This is a genomic window from Variovorax monticola, from assembly GCF_051216855.1.
GTDB lineage: Bacteria > Pseudomonadota > Gammaproteobacteria > Burkholderiales > Burkholderiaceae_C > Variovorax.
The window spans coordinates 431,172-455,315 of sequence record NZ_JBPJZP010000001.1 but is presented as its reverse complement, the minus strand read 5'-3'; the positions used below and the strand labels follow the sequence as shown (position 1 = coordinate 455,315).

Genomic DNA, 24,144 nt, shown 5'->3' with positions numbered 1-24,144 from the left:
ACGGCGCCGCCTCTGGAGACAAACTTGAAACGAAGAACCCTTCTCGCCGCCTGCGCGGCGTCGGCCGCCGCATGGCCGGCCTTGCATGCCCTTGCACAGGGCTACCCGGAACGCCCGGTCAAGCTCTACCAGGGCTTTGCGCCGGGCGGCAACGCCGACGCGATCGCCCGGGCCATCGGGGTGGAGATGGGCAAGTCGCTCGGCCAGCCCGTGGTGGTCGAGGCGCAGGCCGGTGCGGGCGGCACCATCGCGGCAGCCACCGTGGCGCGCGCCAAGCCCGACGGCTACACGCTGCTGCTGGCCACCGGTGGGCATGCCGTGGCAGGGGCGCTGTACAACACGTTGCCCTACAGGACGGTGGGCGACTTCGACGCCGTTTCCACCGTCACCTACTTTCCGTTCCTCGTCGTCGTCAACGCCAATTCGAAGGTGCAGGGGCTGGGCGAACTGCTCGCGTCGGCCAGGGCCGCGCCGGGCACCGTCGCCTATGGCACGGCGGGCATCGGCTCGACGCACCACCTGGCGGGCGAACTGCTCACGAAGATGGCCGGCGTATCGATACTGCACGTGCCCTACCGCGGCGACGCCGCCTCCGTCACCGCGCTGCTCGGCGGCGAGGTGCCTTTCATCATCGCGCCGCCGACGGCGGTGGTGTCGAACATCCAGGCCGGCAAGCTGCGGGCCGTGGCCACCACGGGGCCGCAGCGCTGGCCGGGCCTGCCGAAGGTGCCGACGGTTGCGGAGCAGGGCGTGGCGGGGTATGACGTGCGCTCGTGGGCGGGCGTGCTGGCACCGGCAGGCACGCCGCGCGCCATCGTCGATCGGCTCAATGCCGAGACGCTGCACGCGCTGCAGTCGCCGCTGGTGCGCCAGCGGCTGGAGGACATGGGCGGCGAGGCGCGCGGCAGCACGCCCGAAGAGATGAAGGCGATGGTCGCCCGGGAACTCGAGAAGTGGACCCAGGTGGTCGCCGATGCAAAGATTCCCAGGCAATGAACGAACGAAAGAACCCTGCCATGTCACTGATCGCGCTGCGCAAGCGAAGCCTCACCGTCGAGACCGTTTTCCACGAGGGCGGCCCGCCGCCCGACAAGCCGCTGCGCATCGCCGCCGCGTGCGCGGTCATCCGCAACCCCTATGCCGGGCGCTACGAGCCCGACCTGATGCCGTTCATGGCCGAACTGCGCAGCCTGGGCACCTTGCTGGCCGAGGAGCTGGTGGCCACGCTGGGCAAGGACAACGTCGAGGCCTACAGCAAGGCGGCCATCGTCGGCGTGAACGGCGAGCTGGAGCACGGCGCGGTCTGGCATGAGGCGGGCGGCTGGGCCATGCGCCAGGTGCTCGGCGAGCCCAAGGCCATCGTGCCCGCGGCCAAGGCGGTGGCTGCCACCGGCTACCGGCTGATGGTGCCGCTGCACTACATCCACGCGGCCTACGTGCGCAGCCACTTCAATACCGTCGAGGTCGGCATCCAGGACGCGCCGCGGCCCGACGAAATATTGTTCGCGCTGGTGATGGCCGACGGCGGGCGCATCCACTCGCGCCTGGGCGGTTTGACCCGCGACAAGGTGTCCGTGAACGACGGGCAGCGCTGAGCATGGCCACCCCTGAGAGCAACAGCATGAACACCATGCGCGCCGTGCAGCTGTCCGAAACGGGCGGCCCCGAAGTGCTTCGGCTGGTCGAGGTGCCCTTGCCCGCGCCCGGCCCGGGGCAGGTGCGCGTGAAGGCCGCCGCCATCGGCGCGGGTGGGCCCGACGTGCTCATCCGCAACGGCACCTACAAGTGGATGCCGCCGCTGCCGGCCATTCCCGGCAACGAGATGGCGGGAACGGTCGATGCCATCGGCACCGGCGTCACGCGGCTCGCGGTCGGCGACCGCGTGCTCGTGAGCGCGCGCGAACTCGCGCAGCGCGGCGGCTGCTACGCCGAATGCATCTGCGTGAGCGAAGCGGCACCCTTCGTGCTGCCGGCGGCGCTCGGCTTCGAGGACGCCGTGAGCCTGGGCAACTTCCAGCTCGCCATCGCCTTGCTGGCAAGCAACGGCAACCTGCCGGCGCAGACTGTCCTGCTGCCCGGCGCGGCGGGCGGCGTGGCGACCGCGCTGGCACAGGTCGCGCGTGCGCGCGGGCTGCGCGTGATCGGCACGGCTTCGTCCGACGAGAAACGCGCCTTCGCGCTGGAGAACGGCGCGAGCGAGGTCATCGGCGCAGACCCGGCCACGCTGCCCGAGCGCGTGATGGCGCTGACCGGCGGGCGCGGCGCCGACCTGGCGTTCGACCACGTCGGCGGGGCGTTGTTCATCGCCTGCCTGCGGTCGCTCGCGCCCTTCGGCATGGCGGTCTCCTACAACATCCTCTCGGGTCCGCCCGCCAGCGATGTCTTCGACGAACTGCGCAAGCTGCTGGGCAAGAGCCTGGCGATCCGCACTTTTTCGATCCACACCGTCGACAGCGACATCGCGCAGCGTCGCGGATTGATGGAGGAGGCCATCGCCCTGATGGCGGCAGGCAAGGTGCGCGCGCCGCGTGCCACCCGCATGCCGCTGGCCGAGGCACGGCACGCGCACGAACTGCTCGACCGTGGCGGCGCGCTCGGCAAGCTCGTTTTGATTCCCTGAACACCACCCCCTTCACCGAACCCGCAGAGGCCGTCGTGAACGAACCCTACATACCCAACCTGTCGCACTGCGGCATCTTCTGCCGAGACCTGGCCGTGATGAAGCGCTTCTATACCGGCGTGTTCGACATGCAGGAAACAGACCGCGGCGTCGGCGGCACCTTTCGCTACGAGCTCGTGTTCCTGAGCGGGCGCGACGACCAGCACCACCAGCTGGTGCTGGCCGGGGGCCGCGGGGCCGATGCGCCCAGCACCGTGATGCAGCTGTCGTTCAAGATCAGGACCATCGATCATCTGCGCGAGGCGCGCCGGCGCGCACTGTCCTTCGGCGCGACGAAGATGCGCGGGCTGAACCACGGCAACGCGCTCTCCATCTACTGCATGGACCCGGAGGACAACACGGTCGAGGTCTACCTCGACACACCGTGGTATGTGAGCCAGCCCCACGGCGATCCGCTCGATTTGGAGGAGACCGACGAGGCGATCTGGGCGCAGACCGAAGGTGTCGTCAGATCCGATCCGAGCTTCATGCCGGCCGAAGAATGGGCCGCGCGTTTCGCACAACGCAGCGCGGCGCTGCGAACGCCGGGCGGTTGAATTGCGCATCGTCACCGCGACGCCTGTTCGGCGGGAGGCGACGCAGGCGGCAGGCTCGTCGCCGTTCCCCTGCACGTCGCTCAGTCCGTGCTCGATGCGCATTGCGCCCACTTAGACGACCCCTGGCTAAGCTTATGAGGAGGAAGTATTTGCAATTTACATGATCAATGCCCGATGATCATGAAAATGGATACTGAGCCCCATGGAACTCCGGCAGCTTGAGGCCTTCGCTGCGGTCATGTCGACCGGCAGCGTCACGGGCGCGGCGCGGCTGCTGTCGCGTTCACAGCCTGCGGTCTCCCGCCTGGTGCAGGAACTGGAAGCCGAGATCGGCTATGCGCTTTTCACCCGCCACGGCCCGCGCGTGACGCCCACCGATCAGGGCTTCCTGCTCTATGAGGATGTCGACCGCGCGCTGGGCAGCCTCCAGCAGATTCACCTGCGCGCGGCCGAGATCGCGCGCGGCAATGCGCAGCCGCTGTTGCTGGCGGCCACCTCCGCGCTGGCGCTCGGGCTCCTTCCGCAGGCGCTGCGGCGCGTGGAGGCGCAGGCCGGCGCCGTGCCCATCCAGTTGCGCAGTGCTTCGCCCGAACAGGTCGTGCACGCCGTGCTCAGCGGCGCGGTGCAGCTCGGCGCAAGCAGCCTGCCGCTGGAGCATCGTGGCCTCGAGGTGCACTGGATCGGCGAGATGCCGTGCGTGGCGGTGCTGCCGCATGACGACCCGCTCGCCGCGCACGCGGTGGTTCCGCTGGCGGCGCTGGCGCAGCGCCGCCTGATCACCATGAGCAACCCTTTCCGCCTGCGCCACCGGCTCGACGCGACGCTGGCACGTGCCGGCCACAGCCCGGCGCGCAGGGAAGCGCTGATCGAGACCAACTCCTCGGTCAATGCGCAGGCGCTGGCGCGCGCCGGCCTGGGCGTGGCGGTGCTGGAGCCGCTGACCGCCTGCGGCGCGCCGCTCGAAGGCCTGGCCGTGCGGCCGCTCGACACGAACATTCCCTTCGTCTTCGGCGTGGTCACGCCGCAGGCCAAGCCGATCACGCCGCCGGTGCGCGCGCTGATCGACGCGCTGCTGGCCGCCGCCCGTGCGCTGCCGCATTTCGTGCAGCACGACGCGTCGGCCCATGCCGCGCTGCTGCGCACCCTGTACGGCACCGACCATGACGATCCCGGCGACGGCGATGCCGTGGCCGGCGACGACAGCCCTTCCTGAAAAAACCCCTGCGATGAACGCCCCCACCGAACAACCCATCACGGCCGCGCCCATCGGCCTGGCCGCGCTCGAGGCACGCCTGCGGCAAGACCTGTCGTGGCTCGGCCTGCCGGCCAGACGCTGGGTGCCGTCGAACCCGGCGCAAGGCGAGGTGCTGCTGGACGTGACCGTCGTGGGCGGCGGCATGGCGGGCCTGGCGCTGCTGGCCACGCTCACGCACCTGGGCCTGCACGCCCGCATCTACGACCGGTCGCCCGCCGGCTTCGAAGGCCCCTGGGCCACCACCGCGCGCATGGAGACGCTGCGCTCGCCCAAGGAGCTCACCGGCCCCGCGCTCGGGCTGCCGGCGCTGACCTTTCGCGCCTGGTTCGAGGCGCAACGGGGCCTTGCGGCCTGGGACGCGCTCGACAAGATCCCGCGCCTGCAGTGGGCCGAGTACCTGCGCTGGTACCGCCATGTGCTCGGCCTCGACGTGCGCAACGACCAGCAGGTGACGGCGGTGCTGCCGCGCGCCGACGGCGTGGTGCAGCTCGACCTGGCCGACCTCGCTGCCGGCGGCAAGCCGTACAGCGTGCAGGCGCGCCATGTGGTGCTCGCGACCGGCCGCGACGGCCTGGGCGGCGCCTGGGTGCCCGACTGGGCGGCTTCGCTGCCGCGCGACCGCTGGGCGCATTCGTCGGAACGCTGGGACGCCGCGAGCCTGCGTGGAAAGCGCGTTGCGGTGGTCGGCGGCGGCGCCTCTGCGATGGACGCTGCCGCGACCGCGCTGGAGGCCGGCGCCGCGCGCGTCGATCTGCTGATCCGCCGCGCCGACCTGCCGCGCGTCAACAAGGGCAAGGGCGCGGGCAACCCGGGCATGGTCCACGGTTTCTGGCAACTGCCGGACGAGTGGAAATGGCGCATGCGCCACTACATCAACGTGCAGCAGGTGCCGCCGCCGCACGGCAGCACGCTGCGCGTGTCGCGCCATGCGAACGCGCATTTCCAGCTCGGCACGCCGGTGCTGGGCGTGGCGCAGCGTGCCGACGGCGCGCTGCGCCTGGACACCGCCAAGGGCCCGCTGGCGGCGGACTTCGTGGTGTTCAGCACGGGCTTTCGCACCGACTGGGCGCTGCGGCCCGAGTTCGCGGCCTTCTCCTCGCAAGTGCGCGTGTGGCAGGACCGCTTCACGCCGCCCGAAGGCACGGCGGACAGCGAACTCGCGGAATCGCCGGACCTCGGGCCCCTCTTCGAGTTCCAGCCGAAGACGCCCGGCGCCTGCCCGGGCCTGGAGCGCGTGCATTGTTTCAACTATGCGGCCTCGCTCTCGCACGGTGCCGCGGCCGGCGACATTCCGCAGATCACCGACGGCGCGCAACGCCTGGCGCGCGGCCTCGCCGCGAAGCTGCTGAGCGAGGATGCCGAGCGACACTTCGCCGCCATGCAGTGCTATGCCGAGCCCGAGCTCGACGGCGACGAATGGACGCCCTCGGCGCTGCCGCCGTACCAGGAGGGTTCGCCATGACCGGCTGGCTGCTGCGCCGGCTGCTGCAGGCGCTGCTCGTGGTGGTGGCGATGACGCTGATCGTCTTCGTCGGCCTGCATGCCATCGGCAACCCGATCGACATCCTGATCGGCGAGGACATGAACCAGCAGGAGCGCCTTGCCGCCATCGCCCGGCTCGGGCTCGACCAGCCGCTGTGGCGCCAGTACCTGGCCTTCGTGGACGGCGCGCTGCACGGCAGCCTGGGCCGCAGCTTCGTCTACCAGGAGGACGCGGTGCGCCTCATCCTGCAGCGCCTGCCCGCAACGATGGAGCTGGCCTTCGCGGCGCTGCTGATGGCCATCGTGGTGGGCGTGCCGCTGGGGCTCTTTGCAGGCATGAAGCCCGAGCATCCGGTGTCGCGCACGCTGATGGCGACCAGCATCGTCGGCTTCTCGCTGCCGGCTTTCTGGGTCGCGCTGATGCTCATCATGGTGTTCAGCGTGCAGCTCGGCTGGCTGCCCGCCAGCGGGCGCGGCGCCACGCGCGAGCTGTTCGGCGTGCAGTGGTCCTGGCTCACGCTCGACGGCTGGCAGCACCTGCTGCTGCCGGCGTTCAACCTGGCGCTGTTCAAGATCTCGCTGGTGCTGCGGCTCACGCGGGCCGGGGTGCGCGAGGTGCTGCCGCAGGACTACGTGAAGTTCGCGCGCGCCAAGGGCCTCACGCCCACGCGCGTGGTGCTGATGCATGTGCTGCGCAACACCATGATTCCGCTGGTCACGGTGCTGGGGCTGGAGCTGGGCGCGACCATCGCCTATGCGGTGGTCACCGAGACCATCTTCGCCTGGCCGGGGGCGGGCAAGCTGATTCTGGACAGCATCAACTCGCTCGACCGGCCTGTGGTGGTGGCCTACCTGATGGTGGTGGTGGTGATTTTCGTGACGCTGAACCTCGTCGTCGACCTGCTCTACAAATTGCTCGACCCGCGCGTGCGACTGGAAGGCGCGAAATGAACGCATTGAAAAGCTACGACGAACGCTCGATCTGGTGGCGCGTGGCCGCCGACTTCCTGCGTTCGCGCATCGCCGTCGGGGGGCTGGTGCTGCTCGCCGTCGTGGTGCTGGCCGCGCTGCTCGCGCCCTGGATCACGCCGCAGAACCCCTACGATCTGCTGCAGCTCGACGTGCTCGACGCGCGCCTGCCGCCGGGCTCGCACAGCAGCGAGGGCGGCTACACCTACTGGCTCGGCACCGACGGGCAGGGCCGCGACCTGTACTCGGCCATCGTCTACGGGCTGCGCATCAGCCTGACGGTGGGCGTGGGCTCGGCGCTCATCGCCGCGGTGGTCGGCACGCTGGTCGGGCTGGTGGCGGCCTATGCGGGCGGCAAGGTCGACGCGCTGCTGATGCGGCTGGTCGACCTGCTGCTGTCGTTCCCGACCATCCTGATGGCGCTGATGATCCTGGCCTACGTCGGCAAGGGCGTGGGCAACGTGATGCTCACGCTGGTGCTGCTCGAGTGGGCCTACTACGCGCGCACCGCGCGCGGCCAGGCACTGGTCGAGGCGCGCCGCGAGTACGTGGACGCGGCGCAGGGGCAGGGCATTCCGCGCTGGCGCATCGTCACCGGCCACATCCTGCCGAACTGCCTGCCGCCGCTGCTGGTGATCGGCGCGCTGCAGATCGCGCGCGCCATCACGCTGGAGGCGACGCTGTCGTTCCTGGGGCTGGGCGTGCCGATCACCGAGCCCTCGCTCGGGCTGCTGATCTCCAACGGCTACCAGTACCTGCTGTCCAACGAGTACTGGATCAGCTTCTTCCCCGGCGTCGCCCTGCTGGCCGCCATCGTCGCGATCAACCTGGTGGGCGACCAGTTGCGCGACGTGCTGAACCCGAGGTTGCAGAAATGAGCGCCGTTCCTGTGCAAGACCTTGTGGTGCCGACGCTCGAAGTGCGCAACCTGCAAACGCGCTTCCACACCCGCGCCGGCGTGCTGCCGGTGGTCGACGGCGTGTCGTTCACCCTCGGGCGCGGCAAGGTGCTGGGGCTGGTGGGCGAGTCGGGCTCGGGCAAGTCGGTGACCGGCTTCTCGATCATGGGCCTGGTCGACGCGCCCGGACGGGTCGAGGGCGGGCAGGTGCTGTTCCAGGGCCGCGAGCTCACGCAGCTGCCGGCCACCGAGCGGCGCGAGCTGCGCGGCAACCGCATCGCGATGATCTTCCAGGACCCGATGGCCACGCTCAACCCGGTGCTGCGCGTCGACACGCAGATGATCGAGGCGGTGAAGGCGCACCGGCGCGTGTCCACCGAAGAAGCACGCCGCCATGCGCGCGACACGCTGGGGCGCATGGGCATCTCGAGCCCCGAGGAGCGGCTGCGCGCGTACCCGCACCAGCTGTCGGGCGGCATGCGCCAGCGCGTGGCGATCGCCATCGCGATGCTGCACGGACCCGACCTGATCATCGCGGACGAGCCCACCACGGCGCTGGACGTGACGATCCAGGCGCAGATCCTCTCGGAAGTGCAGAAGCTGGTGCGCGAGACCGGCACCTCGCTGATCTGGATCAGCCACGACCTCTCGGTGGTGGCGAGCCTGGCCGACGAAATTGCCGTGATGTATGCCGGGCGCATCGTCGAACACGGCACGGTGGCCGACGTGCTCGACCATCCTCAGCATCCGTACACACGCGGTCTGATCGACAGCCTGCCGAGCGCCAACGCACGCGGCGCGCGGCTGCGGCAGATCCAGGGCATGACGCCGAGCCTGCTCGACATGCCGGCCGGCTGCGCCTTTGCGCCGCGCTGCCCGCACGCGGACGCCGCCTGCGAGCAGCGGCCCGAGGTGTCGCGCCCCCGGCACGATGCGCCGTGGCACGAGGTGCGCTGCTTTCATCCGCAGCGCGGCAAGCTCGCGCCTGCGGTGCCGGTCGCGTTGCCCGCAACGACGCGCGTGCCGGCGCAGGAACAGGATGTGCCGCTGATCGACCTGCGACAGGTCGCGCAGCGCTTCGGCGCCACGCCGCCGCCCGGCGCGGTGGGCCGCACGCTGCGCAGCATCGGCCTGAGCAAGCCGCCGGTGGTCACGCACGCGGTGGACGGTGTCGACCTGTCGGTGCGGCCCGGCGAGGTGGTCGGGCTGGTCGGCGAATCGGGCTGCGGCAAGTCGACGCTGGGCCGCATTGCCGCGGGCCTGCTCACGCCGACCGAGGGCGAGGTGGTCGTCGGCGGCAAGCCGGTGGCGAGCCTGTCGGCCGAGGAGCAGCTCGCGGCGCGGCTGCGCATCCAGATGGTGTTCCAGGACCCGTATGCGAGCCTGAACCCGCGCCTGCGCGTCTCGCGCATCGTGGGCGAGGCCGCGCTGCTGCACGGGCTGACCGATGCCGCCGGGCAGGACGACTACGTGTGCGCCCAGCTGCGGCGCGCCGGGCTCGACCCCGCGCTGCGCCATCGCTACCCGCACCAGTTCAGCGGCGGCCAGCGCCAGCGCATCGGCATTGCGCGCGCGCTAGCGGTGCAGCCGTCGATGCTGGTGTGCGACGAGGCGGTGGCCGCGCTGGACGTGTCGATCCAGGCACAGATCCTCAACCTCTTCATGGACCTGCGCGACCAGCTCGGGCTGGCCTATCTGTTCATCAGCCACGACCTGGGCGTGATCGAGCACCTGTGCGACCGCGTGGTCGTGATGTACCTGGGCCGCGTGGTGGAAAGCGCGCCGGTGGCCGAGCTGTTCGCACGGCCCGCCCATCCGTACACGCAGGCGCTGCTGGCCGAGATTCCGAGCATCGACGCGCGGCGCACCACCTTCAGCGCCATTCGGGGAGAGATTCCGAGCCCGATCGCGCCGCCTTCGGGCTGCCACTTTCATCCGCGATGTCCGCAGGCGATGCCGCGCTGCCGCACCGAGGTGCCGCAGCTGCGCGGCATCGCGATCCGGCATGCCACGGCCTGCCATCTGTACGACACGAACTGACTTTCTCCGCCTTTACCGCTTACCGCATTCGCCAAAGGATCTTCATGAACCGCCTGCTTCCCATCGTTGCCGCCGCGCTGCTCGCCACCGGCGTCGGTGCCTCGGCCCAGACCCTCTCCATCGGCTTCGCCGACCCGATCTCCTCGGTCGACCCGCAGCTCAACAACCACGCGGGCGACCGTTCGCTCGCGCTGCATTTCTGGGACTCCGTCGTCAACTCGCGCGACGGCGGCAAGCTGGAGCCCGCGCTGGCATCGAGCTGGAAGACGCTCGACGACAAGACCTGGGAGTTCAAGCTGCGCACCGACATCAAGTGGCAGGACGGCACGCCGTTCACGGCCGATGACATCGTGTATTCGTTCCAGCGCGCGCGCAACGTGCCGGGCAGCGTGGCCTCGTATTCGGGTGCGCTGCGCACGGTCGAGTCGGCCACGGCCAAGGACCCGGCCACGCTCATCATCAAGACCAACACGCCCAACCCGATGCTGCCGCTGGAGATCTCGTCGATCTACATCGTGAGCAAGCACGTGGGCGAGAAGTCCAAGACCGAGGACTACAACGCGGGCCGCGCCGTGGTCGGCACGGGCCCCTACAAGTTCGTCTCCTACGTGCCGGGCGACCGCACGGTGTTCGAGCGCAACCCCGGCTACTACGGTCCGAAGGCGGCGTGGGAGAAGGTGAACTACCGCTTCATCAACAACGGCGCGGCGCGCACCGCGGCGCTGCTGGCGGGCGACGTGGACGTGATCGACAAGGTGGCCGTCACCGACGTCGAGAAGCTGCGCAAGGACCCGAAGGTCAGTGTGTACACGTACCCTGGCCTGCGCGTGCTGCTGCTGCAGCCGAGCTTCAAGCCCGGCCCCAACGAGTTCATCACCGACAACGCGGGCAAGCCGCTGGACAAGAACCCGCTGCTCGACGTCAAGGTGCGCCAGGCGCTGTCGCTGTCGATCAACCGCAAGGCCATCGTCGACCGCGTGCTGCAGGGCACCGTGACCGAAGCCAACCAGTGGATGCCCAAGGGCAGCTTCGGCTACAACCCCGACGTCAAGGACATCGCCTACAACCCCGAGCAGGCGAAGAAGCTGCTGGCCGAGGCCGGTTTTCCGCAGGGCTTCCAGATTGCGATCCACGTGCCGGGCGACCGCTACCCGCAGGCGCCCGAGACGGTGCAGGCCGTGGCGCAGTTCTGGACCCGCATCGGCGTGAAGACCAAGGTCGAGGTGGTGCCGTGGGCCGTGTACTCGAGCCGCGCCAACAAGAACGACTTCGCGGTCAGCGTGATCGCCTGGGGCAACGGCACCGGCGAGGCCGGCTACGGCCTGCTGCAGACCCTGACCACGCCCGACGCCAGGCGCGGCCGCGGCTCCAACAACTGGGGCCGCTACAGCAACGAGTCGGTCGACAAGGCGCTGGACGCCGCCACCGTCGAATTCGACGCCAAGCGCCGCGAAACCATCTTCCGCCACGCCGCCAAGCTGGTGACCGACGACGTGGGCCAGATCCCGCTGTACCACTACCAGAACATCTGGGCCGCGAAGAAGGGACTGAAGGTCGAGCCGCTGCTGAGCGACCGCACGACGGCGATGCAGGTCACCAGGCTCAAGTGAGGGCGTGCACGTGCTGAGCATCACGCCGCAAGACGCGCTGATCGACGTGCCGCGGCGTATCGCGGTCGAAGGGCTGGCGCCGGGCGAGCAGATCGAGGTTGCGAGCATCACGGTGCGCGGTGCGGGCGTGCCATGGCGCGCATCGGCGCGTTTCGCGGCCGATGCGCAGGGCACGGTCGACCTGCAACGCGACGCGCCGCTCGCGGGCAGCTACGAGGGCGTGTCGGCGATGGGCCTGGTCTGGTCGCAGGTGCCCGACACGCCGGGCGCGCGCGAGCAGTTCGGCGCCGAGCCGGGCGCCGCGCTGCGCACCGACATCACGGTGCGCCGCCATGGTGATGCGGCCGAAGCGCATGGCGGCTTCGTGCAGCGCCTGGCGGGGGAGGGCGTGACGCGCCGCGAGGTGCGCGAAGAAGGCCTGGTCGGCACGCTCTACCTGCCCGCGGGACCGGGGCCGCATCCGGCCGTGATGATCCTGAACGGCTCCGGCGGCGGCATCAACGAGCCGCGCGCCGCGCTGTACGCCTCGCACGGCTATGCAGCCTTCGCGCTCGCGTACTTCAAGGCGCCGGGCCTGTCGGACTACATCTCGAACACCAGGCTCGAATACTTCGAGACCGCGTTGGCCTGGCTGCATCGCACGTTGCAGCCGGCACAGGGCTTCGTCGCGCTGAGCGGCCAGTCGCGCGGCGGCGAGCTGGTGCTGCTGCTGGGCACGCTGTTTCCGGAATCGGTCTCGGCCGTGGTCGGCTACGTGCCCGGCGCCGTGGTGCACTGCGCGCAGAACGCCTGCGACCCGGCGCTCGGCCGCGAGGGCCCGGCCTGGATCTTCCGGGGGCAGCCGCTGCCGCATGTGTGGGCGCACAACCGCACCGCCACCTGGGCGCCCTGGGACGAAGGCCCGGAGCCGCGCCGCCATGCCGACGCGCTGCTGACCGCGCTGCAGGACCCCGAGGCCGTGGAGCGCGCGCGCATCCAGGTCGAGCGGATCCGCGGCCCGGTGCTGCTGCTGTCCGCCACCGACGACGGCTCGTGGCCCTCCAGCCTTTACAGCCGCATGGTGACCGGACGTCTTGCGCAGTTCGCGCATCCGCACGCGGTGGAGCACCTCGATTTCGAGGGCGCCGGCCATTCGATCCTGTTTCCTTATGTGCCGACCACGCAGCTCGGCTATGCGCATCCGGTGTCGGGCCGGCGCAGCACCTCGGGCGGCACGCCCGCGAACAACGCGCATGCGGACGAGGCCTCCTGGCAGGGCGTGCTGCGCTTCCTGCAGCAGGCCGTGGCCGCACGCAACGCATCCTCCGGAGACACCCACCATGACTGATCCGCATCTTTCTTCAGCCACCGCCGACCTTGTCGATGCGGCCGTGCCGCTGGCCGCCGGCAGCGCCGCCCACGCGGTGCGCCACCAGCGCGACAAGGTGGTGGCGGCTACGCAGGGCAGCTACGAAGCCCTGTTCGACCTGCAGCTGTCGGGCCCGCCGCTGGCCGAGCGGCTGCTGGCCGCCCATGCCATCGCGCGCAGCGCGGGCAGCGCCGCGCTGCAGGCGCACTACCGCGCGCGGCTCGATGCGCTGGCGCCGCTGAGTGCGGCGCAGCAGGCGGCCGCCGACGGTGCACCGGTCGAATCGCTCGGCGGCGACCCGCGCCTGCAGGCAATGCTCGCGTTCACGCGCACGCTCACCGATCGTCCGGTCGAGGGCGACCGCGAAGCGCTGCTGAAGCTGCCCGCCGCCGGGCTGTCGACGCCCGAGGTCGTGGCGCTGGCGCAGCTGATCGCCTTCGTGGCGTACCAGGTGCGCGTGGTCGCGGGCCTGCAGGCGCTGGCCGCGCTGGGCGGCGACAGCGCTGTGCCGGGCGTGGAAGAAAATGCGGCGCCTTTCGTTCACCCGGCCACGCTGCCGCCACCGGGCGAGCCGCTGCGCATCGACGGCTACACCAGCGAGACGCTGGGCTGGAAGGCCTGGTTGCCGGTGATCGACCTGACGCAGGCCTCGGCCGAGCAGGTGCGGGTGCTCGACAGCAGCCATCCGAAGGCGCGCAGCTCCGACTACTACCTGCTGCTGGTGCACCAGCCGCGCATCCTGCAGGAGCGCGCCACGGTGTTCAACGCGATCATGTACGCGCCGGGCGGCCTGTCGCGTGCAGAGCGCGAGCTGGCCAGCGCGGTGGTGTCGCGCGTCAACGGCTGCGTGTACTGCGCCTCGGTGCACGCGCAGCGCTTCGAGCAGCTCGCGCGGCGCAACGACGTGATCGCGCAGGTCTTTACCGACCCGGACACGGCCGGCACCACGGCACGGGAACGCGCCATCGTGCAACTGTCGATCGCGCTCACGCGCGAGCCGGGCGGCTTCGGCGCGGCGCATCTGCATGCCGTGCGCGCCGCCGGTCTCACCCCGCTCGAAATCCTGGACACCGTGCATGCGGTGGCGATCTTCGCGTGGGCCAACCGGCTGATGCTGAACCTGGGCGAGCCGGTGTTTCCTGCGCGCGGCTGAACGGGCGCGGCTGCAGCGCGATCGCGTGCGTGCAGTCACCGGGGGGCAATGGTGGAACGCGTCGCTTAGACGTTTTCCAGATATGGAAGCGGGAACTCGGTCGTTCTCGCTCTCGGCATGCAGACCCAGAATCCGGGTTTCGTGCCGCGTCGCTGCGCATCCAGTTCATCCAGCCCCAAGGAAGGCCCCCATGACCATTCAAGCCATCAACGTTCGCAATCAGTTCAAGGGCAAGGTCCGCGCCATCAACCGCGGCGAGGTGCTTTCGGAAGTCGACGTGGAAACCGCCTGGGGCATCGTGTCCTCGGCCATCACCACGCGCTCGATCGACGAGCTCCAGTTGAAGGTCGGCTCCGATGTGATCGCCTTGGTCAAGGCCACCGAAGTGTCGATCGCCAAGCTCTGAGGGACATGCAGGATGGCAACCGGGTTCGGGTCCGTTTTCTCGGCGGGCTCGTCCGCACGCCGCACCGATGAGCGACACCCTCGTGGAGAGTTTCGGCGTGTCCATACGTCAATTGCGCACCGAGCGCGACTGGTCGCAGGAACAGCTGGCAGCGCTGTCGGACCTCAATCGCTCCTACCTGGGAGAGATCGAAAGAGCGAAGGTGATCGTCTCGCTCGTCACGGTGCGCAAGCTCGCGCAGGCGTTCGGGCTCAGCGTGACGGGCCTGTTTCTTCGCTGCGAGCACATCGAGCAGCAGCGCCTCATACGGCGCATCGATTTGTCGAACTTCAGCCGCTAGCCGCCGGCGATCAAGGCCGCAGGGCACGAGCGCGCGGCAAGCTCGCCGGTCAATCAGCGTGACGGGTGACCTGGAAGTGCGAACCGCTCAGGCGGCCGACAAGGTTCGCGGCCAGGTGGGCGTATGCCGGCTCGATGTAGACCAGGTCCCATCCACGGTCCAGCTTGGCCACCTCGCGCCAGTCCATTTGTTCCTTCAAGGGCATGTCCGAAGGTCGCTGGTCGGGACGCATGGGGTATGGCATCGCGTAGACGCGGCAGTCCGGGTTGCCGGGGGCGATGTAGATAGTTTCTGACCAGACGCGAGATGACATGGGGCTTTTTATGCTTTCGCAGGCAATGTACCGGGCTGGCGTTGCACATTTGTGGCACGAGCGAATGGGACCGCGAGCAAGCTGAGACGGGCGGTGGAAATGCGAATGCCTGCCCATGTATCGGCAGCCGATTGCGCAAGTTGAAGGCGGTGGGTCTGGATCAGGGTAAACACCCGCCCTGCCGCGAGATTCAAAGCCGTCCGGAGGGCCGGTTGGCAGCTCATGACGTTCGAATCGGATGTACCAACTTGTGCGTCGCGCACGATCCCGGCGCGCGCCGCCCTGGTTTTGTGCATATCAGATGTCATGAATCTGGAATACCAGAACAGAGCAGACTTGAATACCAGTGGCACAGGTTGTGCTTGGCATGAAGCATGGCAAGTTCATCCGAGATCGCGCAACGCATCCTTCATTCCGTATTGGCCGGCAAGCTGGGTGCCGGCGACCGGCTTGGCGAACAACCGCTGGCGACGTTGTTCGACTGCAGCCGTACCGTCGTTCGCGAAGCGCTCACTGAATTGGCCGTGCGTGGCCTGGTCGCGTCGAGTGCGCGTCGCGGCTGGTATGTCGTCGAACTGACGGCGGAGCAGGCGCGCCAGGCCTTCGAGGCGCGCGAGGTGATCGAGACCTCCGTGCTGCGCCGCATCAAGGCAGTCTCGCCGGCCATGGTGAAGCGCCTGCGCGCGCATGTCGAGCGGCAAGCGGAATCCATTCGGGACGACGATGCCGGCTTGCGCAGCTTTCTGCTGGGCGACTTCCATGTGTGCCTGGCCGACTGCCTGGGCAACGCAATGCTGTCCGAAGCGCTGCGCGACCTGACAGCCAGAACGATGCTGGTGGCCATGCGCCACCAGTCGCAGCGCGAGGCCACGCGCTCCTGTGCCGAGCACACCCAGATCGTCGAGGCGCTGGAGGCGGGCGACATCGTCCTGGCCGAACAGCGCCTGGGCGAACACCTTGGCAGCTGGGACAGCAAGCTGCGCGTGCCCGCGAGTTCCGACGACCCGCTCGACCAGTTGCGCCAGGCGCTGAAGCCGGTTCAGCCGATTGCCTCGACAACCACCCCGCCTTGCGAACGCGCGATGCCCGCGCGCTCGCCAAGCAGTCCCAAACGCGCCCGCACTCTCTCCACCCTTACCGGAAAGCTCTCATGACCTCTTCTCGCTACATCCGCCGCATGCCTGCACGGCACGTCGTGCGCATCAGCCTGTTCGCCGCCGCCGCACTCACGGCGTTTGCAGGCACCGCCCAGGCGCAGTCCGCGCTTGACAAGGTCATGCAGTCCAAGCTCATCAAGATCGCCATTCCGACCGACTTTCCGCCCTATGGTTCGGTGGGCGCCGACATGCAGCCGCGCGGCCTGGACATCGACATGGCCAGCTACATCGCCGAGAAGCTCGGCGTCAAGGTCGAGCTGGTGCCGGTGAGCACGGCCAACCGCATCGCCTACCTGCAGACAAAAAAGGTCGACCTGGTGATCTCCACCCTCGGCAAGAATCCCGAGCGCGAGAAAGTGATCGACTTCACCGTTGCGTATTCGCCGTTCTTCATCAGCGTGTTCGGCCCGAAGGCCACGGCGGTCAAGGTGCCCGCGGACCTGGCCGGCAAGACCATTGCGGTGACGCGCGGCTCTGTGGACGACCAGGAGCTGACCAAGGTGGCACCCGCTGGCGCCGAGGTTCGCCGCTTCGAGGACAACGCCGGCACCGTGTCGGCCTACGTCTCCAGCCAGACGCAACTGATCGCCACCAGCATCGCCACGGCGGCCAGCATCACGACGCGCAATCCGCAGACGGGCATCGACTACAAGTTCGGCCTCAAGGACTCCCCCAATTTCGTCGGCGTGGCCAAGGGCGAGGAGGCGCTGCGCCAAAAGGTCAACGACATCATCATGCAGGCACGCAAGAGCGGCGAGACAGACAAGCTCTCCGTCAAGTGGCTGGGCAAGCCGGCCGGCGAGCTGCCGCAGTAAGCCCTCCATGACCAAGGCTCCAGCGCTGTGGCGCCTCACGGCCCGCGCCCTCGCGGAGGGCTACCGCGACGGCGCCTTCTCTCCCGTTCACGCCGTGCAGGACTGCCTGGAGCGCATCGAACGATGTGAACCGCACCTGCATGCCATGGCATGCGTGGATGCGCCAGGCGCTCTTGCTGCCGCGCGGGCCAGCGCCGAGCGATGGCGAGATCGCCAGCCCTTGGGTCCCCTGGATGGCGTACCGCTCACCCTCAAGGACAACCTCCATGCGGCAGGCCTGCCGACACGCTGGGGCAGCCGGCTCCTGTCGCGCGCGCCTCGGCCGCTCGACGAGTTGCCGGTGGCGCGTTGCCGGCAAGTGGGACTGGTCGTGCTGGGCAAGACCAGCCTGCCGGAATTCGCCTTGCAGGGCTTCACCATGAGCGCGCTCACCGGCGTGACGCACAACCCGTGGAACACGCGGCTCACGCCCGGGGGTTCTTCCGGTGGTGCCGCGACGTCCGTGGCGGCAGGCTACGCGCCGCTGGCCGTGGCCACGGATGGCGGTGGCTCGATTCGCAGACCGGCCGCCTATTGCGGCGTCGTCGGGTTCAAGCCGTCCGCCGGGCTGGTGCCGCGCGCCGACGGCCTGCCGGATCTCTTTCTGGGGCATGAAGTGGTGGGCGGCCTGGCGCGCAATGTGGCCGATCTGCGGCTGCTGCTGGCCACCCTCTGTGCGCGTGCGCTCGATGCCGCGTGCGAACCGGCCGCACGGCTGCTGTTCCTGCCGCGACTCGGCGCACGGCCGGTGGACAAGCGCCTGATCGCCGCCACGCGCCGCGTTGCCACGCGGCTGGGCGAGATGGGGCACCTCGTCACCGAAGACGCCGGCGCCGAATGGGCCGAACAGGTCCATGCGTTGTGGCCCCGGCTCTCCGCCACCGGGCTGGCCTGGATGCTCGACAAGGCGGACGACTGGCCGGACCTGTTTCCGCGCGAGAACCTCGAAGCGCTGCTCCCTCTTTGCGGCGATGCCGCGCGGGCGCTCTACCGGGACGGTCATGCGTTGTCGGCCACGGCGTTGTTCGAGCTGGCCGAGGCGATGCCGCGGCTGCGGCAGGCGCTTGCCGACGTGTTTGACCGCAATGATTTCATCCTGACGCCGGCCACGGCCGCCCTGCCATGGCCGGCCGACGAGCCGCATCCGCAGCGGATCGACGACATGCCCGTGGGGCCGCGCGCAGACGCGGTCTTCACGCCTTTCGTCAATGCGGCAGGGCTGCCGGCCATCACGTTGCCATGCGGAACGATCGACGGCTTGCCGGTGGCGTTCCAGCTGGTGGGCCCGCGTGGCAGCGATGCACGCCTGCTCGCCATGGCACAGGCATGCGAAGTGCTCGATCCTGTGCTTCACGCTGTCGGCCCTGGGCTACTTGGGCTACCTGGGGCCGGGGCGCTCGCCCGACCGGCGCTCCCGCTGCTCCCGTTCTCTCCAGCTCACCCTGAGGGCGTGCCATGACTCATTGCCTGGTCGTCGACGACGACCCTGAAATCCGCGACGCGCTGCAGGCCCTGCTGCAGCGCTTCGGCATGACGGTCTCGGCGGCCGCAGACGGCCGCGAAACCCGCGCCCGCATGGCCGCGGCAGCCTTCGACGTGGTGGTGCTCGACCTGATGCTGCCGGACGAGAACGGCCTGGCGCTGTGCCGCTGGATCCAGCAGCGCCACGACGTGCCGGTGATCATGCTGACCGCGCACGGCGACCCCGCCAGCCGCGTGCTGGGCCTGGAAACCGGCGCCGACGACTACCTGGGCAAGCCTTTCGAGCCGCGTGAGCTGGTGGCGCGCATCCATGCCGTTCTGCGCCGTGTGCGCAAGGCAGGGCAGCCGTTGAGGCCGGCCGCCGCGCACAGCGCCGCCTTCGACGGCTGGCGCTTCGACCGGGTCCGGCGCGAACTGACCTCGCCCAAGGGCGTGCTGGTGTCGCTGTCGCAGGCCGAGTTCCGCCTGCTGTCGGCCTTCGTCGATCGGCCGGGCCGCGTGCTCACGCGCGACCAGCTCATCGACCTCACCCGGGCGCCGGGCGTGGAGGTGAACGACCGCAGCGTCGATCTCGCCGTCTCGCGCCTGCGCCAGAAGCTCGCGCAATCCGCGAAATCCGCGCAGGGCCCCAGCCTCATCCGCACGCTGCGCGGCGAAGGCTATCTGTTCGACGCACAGGTGCGGCCATGAAGGCGATGCTGCGCGACACGTTGGCCAAGCGGCTGTTTCTCCTGATGTGGGTCGCGCTGGTCGTGAGCCACCTGGCGGGCTACCTGAGCGTGCACGCCATCTATGTGCCGTCGGACCGCGCTTCGTCGTTCGGCGCGGCCTCCGCCTTGCCGAGCTTGCCGCCCACGCCGGGCGTTCCGGACGCGCGTGCCGCGCAAGACGCCGCCCCCTTTGAGGGCGCCGTCCTGCCGCTGCAGGGCCTGCTGCTCGACTACGGCCTTCGCATCGCCGTCATCGCGCTGGCGGCCTGGCTCGGTTCGCGGTGGTTGTCGAAGCCCATGCGCGACCTGGTCGCCGCATCGCAGTCGCTGGGCCACTCGGTGACCGGCGGACGAAGACCCGCGGTGCTCGACGACAGCGGCGGCACGCGCGAGGTCCGCGATGCCGCGCGGGTGTTCAACGCGATGGCGCGCCGGCTGCATGAGCAGTTCAGGACCCGGGACTTGATGGTCGCGGCCATGTCGCACGACCTTCGTACGCCGCTCACCCGGCTGCGCATGCGGCTGGACGCGATGGACGGCGCGTCGAACCCGGCCCTGCGGGAGCGCGCCGTCGACGACATCCGCGAGATGGACCGGCTGATCGACACGGTGCTCGGTGTGTTCCGCGGCGATGTGCTCGGTACGCCCGAGGCCTTGCAGGACACCGACGTGGCGGCCCTGGTGCAGTCGCTGGCCGACGACATGGCGGAGCAGGGGCAGGCGGTGCGCGTGGCGGGGGAATCGCACGGCGGCACTGCCGAGGTGGTGCGTGCCGAGCCCGCGGCGCTGCGCCGGGTGATCGGCAACCTGGTGGGCAATGCAGTGCGCTACGCGGGGGCGGCGGAGCTGTCCGTGCACACCGCACCGCACCAGATCCGCATCGTGGTGGACGACCGCGGGCCGGGCATTCCGCCGGCGCATCTGGAGACGGTGTTCGAGCCCTTTTTCCGGGTGGAGCCGTCGCGCAACCGCGACACGGGCGGCACCGGCCTCGGCCTGCACATCGCGCGCGAGCTGGCGCTCAGGCAGGGCGCGCAGGTGGTGCTGAGCAACCGGCCGGAGGGCGGCCTGCGCGCCGAGGTGGTCTTCGCGCGGCAGTGAAGGCGGCGGTGGTCGATGGGCTTGTGTGTCCGCTTCGACATGATTCGGGTACGCGGTGGACACATTCGCGCCGGAAGATGGATTTTTCACTTCTCTCTCTTCCCGCCCATGGACATGCAGCGACTTCCACCACACCAGGCCGTGCCGCCTGTGTCCGACTTCGAGACCCCATCCGCAGACCATCGATCGACGATCTGGCGCCGGTCCACTTTCTCTGCCGTGCTCGTCGGCCTGTTCGCTCTCGCATCCGCACCGGCGCATGCACTGACGCCGCAGGAGACGTCCAACAAGCAGGTGGTGCTTGCCTTCTACGAGGCGGCCATCAACCAGAAGGACATCGGCGCGGCGCTGGCGTTCATCGGGCCCCGCTACATCCAGCACAACCCGCGGTCGCCGGACGGTGTCGAGGGCCTGAAGGGCTTCATCGGCGGGTACTTGCAAAAGGCCAACCCGGGGCTCAAGGCCGTGGTCCAGCGCGTCGTCGTGGAAGGCGATCTGGTCGTTCTGCACGTGCGCTCGGAGCCGCAGCCGGGTGCGCCTGCCACAGCCATCGTCGATATCTTTCGCCTGGAGAACGGCAAGATCGTCGAGCACTGGGACGTGATGCAGCCGGTTCCCGAAAAGATGCCTCACGGCAACACGATGTTCTGAGCCTTCTCAAGGCTGCTTGACGATGTTGTGCAGCACGAGGGGCCGTCCTTGTCGAGCAGCGCGCCGGCCTGCCCATCGAGCGCGCGCGTCAGGCGGTCAGGGCCGCGATCTGCGCGAGCGCCTGGCCGACGGCGGCTTGGCGGGCCTCCGGACCGAAGGCGATGCCTTCCGCCCGCACGACCGTCACGTCGGTGATTCCGAGGAATGCGAGCAGCCCGACGAGGTAGGTTTCCTGGTGCTCGAGCGCCGCCGCGGGGCTTCCCGCCGAATAGACGCCACCCCGCGAGGATGCGATGAAGGCCTTCTTCTGGTGCAGCAGGCCTTGCGGGCCGTTCGCGGTGTAGCGGAAGGTCTTGCCGGCCAGCGCGATGCGGTCGATCCATGCCTTGAGCGGGGTGGGGATCGTCAGGTTGTACATGGGCGTGCCGACCACCAGGATGTCCGAGGCGAACAGCTCTTCCAGGTAGGCACTGCCTTTGCGCAGGTCGGCGTCAATGGCGGCGTCCGGCTGTGCGCCGCCCTGCAACACGGCCATGTGGGCGGCGGAAAGATGCAGTACCGGGTCGGCCGCCAGGTCGCGATAGGTCACCGCGATGCCCGGGTGCAGGACTTTCTGGCGCGCGACGATTTCGGCCGAGAGCTGGCGGCTCACGGACGCGGGGCCCAGCACGCTGGAATCGAGGTGAAGGAGCTTCATGGCCTGCTTTCGGGGGAGGTTGAAAAGGAAGTCGGTGGCATGCCACCCGCGTCGGGCGAGGTGTTGCGCAAGGTGTCCCGCGAGGTGCCCTGCGCCGTCAGGTCCTTGCGGTAGGTCTCCGGCGTCAGGCTTGCAGTGACCAGGCTCACGATGCCGGCCAGCGCGATGAACACGCCGATGGGCCACAGCGAATCCGCCCACGCCATGAGGCCGGTGGCAATCAGCGGCGCGGTGCCGTTGAAGACGGCGCCGCCCAGCTGGTAGCCGATGGAGGCGCCCGAATAGCGCACCTTGGTGTCGAACAGTTCGGCGAAGTACGCGGACACCGAGCCGTACTGGCCGTAGTTGGCAATGCCGAGGCCCAGCGCCATCGCAAGCCAGAACATGCCGGGAATGCCGGTGTTGATCAGCCAGATGGCCGGAAACACGATGACGATGGCAAAGGCCACGTACGCCATGTACACGCGCTTTCGGCCGAACCTGTCGGACAGCCGCGCCGCCACCGGCACGGAGATGAGCCCGACGGCACCGCCGATCACGTTGCCCAGCACGCTGGTGCTGGTGGAAAAGCCCAGGTGCCCCACGGCATAGGTTGCGCCGAAGAACGAGTAGGTGCTGGAGCCCACGCCGTCGATGCAACGCAGCAGCGCCACGCGAATGATGTTGCCCGGACGGCGCAGCACCTCCATCACCGGCTGGCGCGCCGCGCCGCCTTGCGCCTTCATCTTCTCGAACGCGGGTGACTCGGTGATCTTCAGCCGGATGAACAGGCCCACGCACAGCAGCACCACGCTGAGCAGGAACGGAATGCGCCAGCCCCAGTCCATGAACGCGTCATGCGGCAGCAGCGCAAAGGCCGCGAAGGTGCCGGTGGACAGGATCAGGCCCGCCGGCGCGCCCATGTGGGCGGCGCTGCCGTACAGCCCGCGCTTGCCGGCGGGCGCATGCTCCACGGCCATCAGCACCGCACCGCCCCATTCGCCGCCGACGGCGATGCCTTGCGCGAGCCGCAGCACCAGCAGCGCGATGGGCGCCCAGATGCCGATCTGCGCGTAGGTCGGCAAGAGGCCCACCAGCGTGGTTGCCACGCCCATGATGAGCAGGGTGGCCACCAGCACCGACTTGCGCCCGACGCGGTCCCCGATGTGACCGAAGAACGCGCCGCCGAACGGCCGCGCGAGGTACCCCACCGCGAAGGTGGCGAACGAGATCAGCGTGCCGACCATCGGGTCGTAGTTCGGAAAGAACAACTTGCTGAAAACCACCGCCGACGCAATGCCGTAGAGAAAGAAGTCGTACCATTCGATGGCCGTGCCGATGAAGCTCGCCATGGCCACCGTGCGTACCGATCGCTCGGCCTCGCCCGGACTTGAATTCGCTGCAATGAGGTGCGCCATGAGAGCCTTTTCGGTGTACTTGTCGTGATGGCGGAAAGTCTAGGCAGCACCGGCGCCGCGGCATATTCAGAAGATCATCGCAAGCCATAAAGCCAGCTTATGCCCCTTGCCTTTTCACGGCAGCGACCTTGATCAATCTCAAGCACATCGAGGTCTTCCACGCCATCATGCGCACCGGCTCGGTCACCGGCGCCGCGCGCATGCTCAACGTCACGCAGCCCGCGATCAGCAGCGTGCTCAAGCACCTGGAGAGCCGCCTGCGGATGAAGCTCTTCGACCGCACGGGCGGCAGGCTGCAGCCCACGCCCGAGGCCCACGCGCTGATGCCCGACGTGGCCGGCATCTTCGGCAGGCTGGAGGCCATCGAGCGGCTCACGCAGGACCTGGCGGGCGGGCGCCTGGGCACGCTGTCGATCGCGGCGTCGTCGCCCATCGCCAACGGCCGCCTCGCGCGCCTGGTGGCCGACCTGCTGGCCGAGCGACCGGGCACGCAGATCTCGCTGCAGGCGCTGGCGTCCCCGCTGGTGCTGGACCGGGTCGCCAACCGCGAGGCGGAGATCGGCATCGCCTATGCGCCGGTGATGCACCCCGAGGTCAGCGCCGAGGTGCTGGGCCACAACGAGATCGGCTGCGTCATGCGCAGCGACCATCCGCTCGCGTCGCGCGCCGAAGTGCATGTGCGCGAGCTGGCCGACCACCCGCTCATCACCTACCTGCCGCAGGCGCTGATGCGCCCCTACATCGACCGCGCGTTCCATGAGGCGGGCGTGCTGCCGAACATCGCGGTGCAGGTCGGCCTGTCGATCACCGGCATGGCGCTGGCCTACCAGGGCGCCGGCGTCGCGCTGGTGGAGCTGGAGCTGCTCGACGCGCTGCCGCTGCCCGGGCTGGTGGCACGGCCGCTGCTGCCGCGCATCGAGCTGGAAACGCTGCTCCTGCTGCACAAGACCGCACCGCGCTCGCGCATGCTGGAGCACTTCCTCGCGCAGCTGCGCAGCGCCTTCACGCAGCGCTGAGCGTTCGAGGCGGGTCACCCGCCGGCAATTTTTTCGCAGCTTTCGAACA

The 24,144-nt window shown here is 69.3% G+C and carries 24 protein-coding genes and 1 pseudogene; 22 read left to right on the top strand and 3 right to left on the bottom strand.

Annotation, left to right across the window (positions count from 1 at the left end; translation table 11 throughout):
- Window positions 1-24: 24 nt before the first annotated feature.
- The 15 genes and pseudogenes from ACSFA5_RS02010 to ACSFA5_RS01940 all read left to right on the top strand — a co-directional run bounded on the left by ACSFA5_RS02010 (window position 25) and on the right by ACSFA5_RS01940 (window position 14,717).
- Entirely contained in the window at window positions 25-996 is a 972-nt protein-coding gene (locus tag ACSFA5_RS02010; RefSeq protein ID WP_435442330.1) for a tripartite tricarboxylate transporter substrate binding protein, read from the top strand.
- Between the two features lie 20 nt (window positions 997-1,016).
- The gene (locus tag ACSFA5_RS02005; protein WP_435442329.1) at window positions 1,017-1,595 is read left to right on the top strand and encodes an amino acid synthesis family protein; all 579 of its coding nucleotides are present in this window, start codon (window positions 1,017-1,019) and stop codon (window positions 1,593-1,595) included.
- A gap of 26 nt (window positions 1,596-1,621) precedes the next feature.
- The gene (locus ACSFA5_RS02000) at window positions 1,622-2,620 is read left to right on the top strand and encodes a zinc-dependent alcohol dehydrogenase family protein (RefSeq protein WP_435442328.1); all 999 of its coding nucleotides are present in this window, start codon (window positions 1,622-1,624) and stop codon (window positions 2,618-2,620) included.
- A gap of 35 nt (window positions 2,621-2,655) precedes the next feature.
- Window positions 2,656-3,216, top strand: coding sequence for a VOC family protein (locus tag ACSFA5_RS01995; protein ID WP_435442327.1), 561 nt, complete (start codon window positions 2,656-2,658; stop codon window positions 3,214-3,216).
- Window positions 3,217-3,418: 202 nt separating this feature from the next.
- Entirely contained in the window at window positions 3,419-4,429 is a 1,011-nt protein-coding gene (locus ACSFA5_RS01990) for a LysR family transcriptional regulator (protein ID WP_435442326.1), read from the top strand.
- 13 nt (window positions 4,430-4,442) lie between these two features.
- Window positions 4,443-5,933 (top strand): SidA/IucD/PvdA family monooxygenase, encoded by a 1,491-nt coding sequence (locus tag ACSFA5_RS01985; protein ID WP_435442325.1) that lies wholly within the window; start codon window positions 4,443-4,445, stop codon window positions 5,931-5,933.
- Window positions 5,930-6,904 (top strand): ABC transporter permease, encoded by a 975-nt coding sequence (locus ACSFA5_RS01980; RefSeq protein WP_435442324.1) that lies wholly within the window; start codon window positions 5,930-5,932, stop codon window positions 6,902-6,904. The genes ACSFA5_RS01985 and ACSFA5_RS01980 overlap by 4 nt, the downstream gene beginning before the upstream one ends.
- Window positions 6,901-7,800, top strand: coding sequence for an ABC transporter permease (locus ACSFA5_RS01975; protein ID WP_435442323.1), 900 nt, complete (start codon window positions 6,901-6,903; stop codon window positions 7,798-7,800). Before ACSFA5_RS01980 ends, ACSFA5_RS01975 begins: the two co-directional genes overlap by 4 nt.
- Window positions 7,797-8,786: pseudogene (locus ACSFA5_RS01970) on the top strand (ABC transporter ATP-binding protein); the annotation flags it as partial. The gene ACSFA5_RS01975 and the pseudogene ACSFA5_RS01970, both read left to right, overlap by 4 nt.
- Window positions 8,787-8,840: 54 nt before the next feature.
- Entirely contained in the window at window positions 8,841-9,860 is a 1,020-nt protein-coding gene (locus tag ACSFA5_RS01965) for an ABC transporter ATP-binding protein (RefSeq protein WP_435442980.1), read from the top strand.
- A 44-nt stretch (window positions 9,861-9,904) separates the two neighbouring features.
- The gene (locus ACSFA5_RS01960; RefSeq protein ID WP_435442322.1) at window positions 9,905-11,470 is read left to right on the top strand and encodes an ABC transporter substrate-binding protein; all 1,566 of its coding nucleotides are present in this window, start codon (window positions 9,905-9,907) and stop codon (window positions 11,468-11,470) included.
- 4 nt (window positions 11,471-11,474) lie between these two features.
- A complete protein-coding gene (locus ACSFA5_RS01955) occupies window positions 11,475-12,797 on the top strand; it encodes an acyl-CoA thioester hydrolase/BAAT C-terminal domain-containing protein (RefSeq protein ID WP_435442321.1) in 1,323 nt (440 codons plus the stop codon).
- Window positions 12,790-13,971, top strand: coding sequence for a CMD domain-containing protein (locus ACSFA5_RS01950; RefSeq protein ID WP_435442320.1), 1,182 nt, complete (start codon window positions 12,790-12,792; stop codon window positions 13,969-13,971). The genes ACSFA5_RS01955 and ACSFA5_RS01950 overlap by 8 nt, the downstream gene beginning before the upstream one ends.
- A 190-nt stretch (window positions 13,972-14,161) precedes the next feature.
- Window positions 14,162-14,377 carry a TOBE domain-containing protein gene (locus ACSFA5_RS01945; protein ID WP_435442319.1) on the top strand — a complete coding sequence of 72 codons (216 nt, stop codon included), beginning with the start codon at window positions 14,162-14,164 and terminating at the stop codon, window positions 14,375-14,377.
- A 67-nt stretch (window positions 14,378-14,444) separates the two neighbouring features.
- Window positions 14,445-14,717 (top strand): helix-turn-helix transcriptional regulator, encoded by a 273-nt coding sequence (locus ACSFA5_RS01940; protein WP_435442318.1) that lies wholly within the window; start codon window positions 14,445-14,447, stop codon window positions 14,715-14,717.
- A 49-nt stretch (window positions 14,718-14,766) separates the two neighbouring features.
- Here ACSFA5_RS01940 and ACSFA5_RS01935 read toward each other — a convergent pair whose 3' ends face one another.
- Window positions 14,767-15,030, bottom strand: coding sequence for a hypothetical protein (locus ACSFA5_RS01935; protein ID WP_435442317.1), 264 nt, complete (start codon window positions 15,028-15,030; stop codon window positions 14,767-14,769).
- 374 nt (window positions 15,031-15,404) lie between these two features.
- Here ACSFA5_RS01935 and ACSFA5_RS01930 point away from each other — a divergent pair, with 374 nt between their 5' ends.
- The 6 genes from ACSFA5_RS01930 (at window position 15,405) to ACSFA5_RS01905 (ending at window position 20,985) form a co-directional block, all read left to right on the top strand.
- Window positions 15,405-16,184, top strand: a complete 780-nt coding sequence (locus ACSFA5_RS01930) for a GntR family transcriptional regulator (protein ID WP_435442316.1) — start codon at window positions 15,405-15,407, stop codon at window positions 16,182-16,184.
- Window positions 16,181-17,002 (top strand): transporter substrate-binding domain-containing protein, encoded by an 822-nt coding sequence (locus tag ACSFA5_RS01925; RefSeq protein WP_435442315.1) that lies wholly within the window; start codon window positions 16,181-16,183, stop codon window positions 17,000-17,002. Before ACSFA5_RS01930 ends, ACSFA5_RS01925 begins: the two co-directional genes overlap by 4 nt.
- A 7-nt stretch (window positions 17,003-17,009) precedes the next feature.
- Window positions 17,010-18,500: an amidase gene (locus tag ACSFA5_RS01920; protein ID WP_435442314.1), complete on the top strand. Its 1,491-nt coding sequence runs from the start codon at window positions 17,010-17,012 to the stop codon at window positions 18,498-18,500.
- A complete protein-coding gene (locus tag ACSFA5_RS01915) occupies window positions 18,497-19,213 on the top strand; it encodes a response regulator transcription factor (protein ID WP_435442313.1) in 717 nt (238 codons plus the stop codon). Before ACSFA5_RS01920 ends, ACSFA5_RS01915 begins: the two co-directional genes overlap by 4 nt.
- Entirely contained in the window at window positions 19,210-20,334 is a 1,125-nt protein-coding gene (locus tag ACSFA5_RS01910) for a sensor histidine kinase (RefSeq protein ID WP_435442312.1), read from the top strand. Before ACSFA5_RS01915 ends, ACSFA5_RS01910 begins: the two co-directional genes overlap by 4 nt.
- A gap of 108 nt (window positions 20,335-20,442) precedes the next feature.
- Window positions 20,443-20,985, top strand: a complete 543-nt coding sequence (locus ACSFA5_RS01905; RefSeq protein WP_435442311.1) for a nuclear transport factor 2 family protein — start codon at window positions 20,443-20,445, stop codon at window positions 20,983-20,985.
- A gap of 88 nt (window positions 20,986-21,073) precedes the next feature.
- Here ACSFA5_RS01905 and ACSFA5_RS01900 read toward each other — a convergent pair whose 3' ends face one another.
- Together ACSFA5_RS01900 and ACSFA5_RS01895 are read right to left on the bottom strand one after the other, a co-directional pair.
- Window positions 21,074-21,682, bottom strand: a complete 609-nt coding sequence (locus ACSFA5_RS01900) for an FMN-dependent NADH-azoreductase (RefSeq protein ID WP_435442310.1) — start codon at window positions 21,680-21,682, stop codon at window positions 21,074-21,076.
- Entirely contained in the window at window positions 21,679-23,079 is a 1,401-nt protein-coding gene (locus ACSFA5_RS01895; RefSeq protein ID WP_435442309.1) for an MFS transporter, read from the bottom strand. The genes ACSFA5_RS01900 and ACSFA5_RS01895 overlap by 4 nt, the downstream gene beginning before the upstream one ends.
- Window positions 23,080-23,207: 128 nt before the next feature.
- Here ACSFA5_RS01895 and ACSFA5_RS01890 point away from each other — a divergent pair, with 128 nt between their 5' ends.
- Window positions 23,208-24,095 carry a LysR family transcriptional regulator gene (locus ACSFA5_RS01890; protein ID WP_435442308.1) on the top strand — a complete coding sequence of 296 codons (888 nt, stop codon included), beginning with the start codon at window positions 23,208-23,210 and terminating at the stop codon, window positions 24,093-24,095.
- Window positions 24,096-24,144 lie beyond the last annotated feature (49 nt).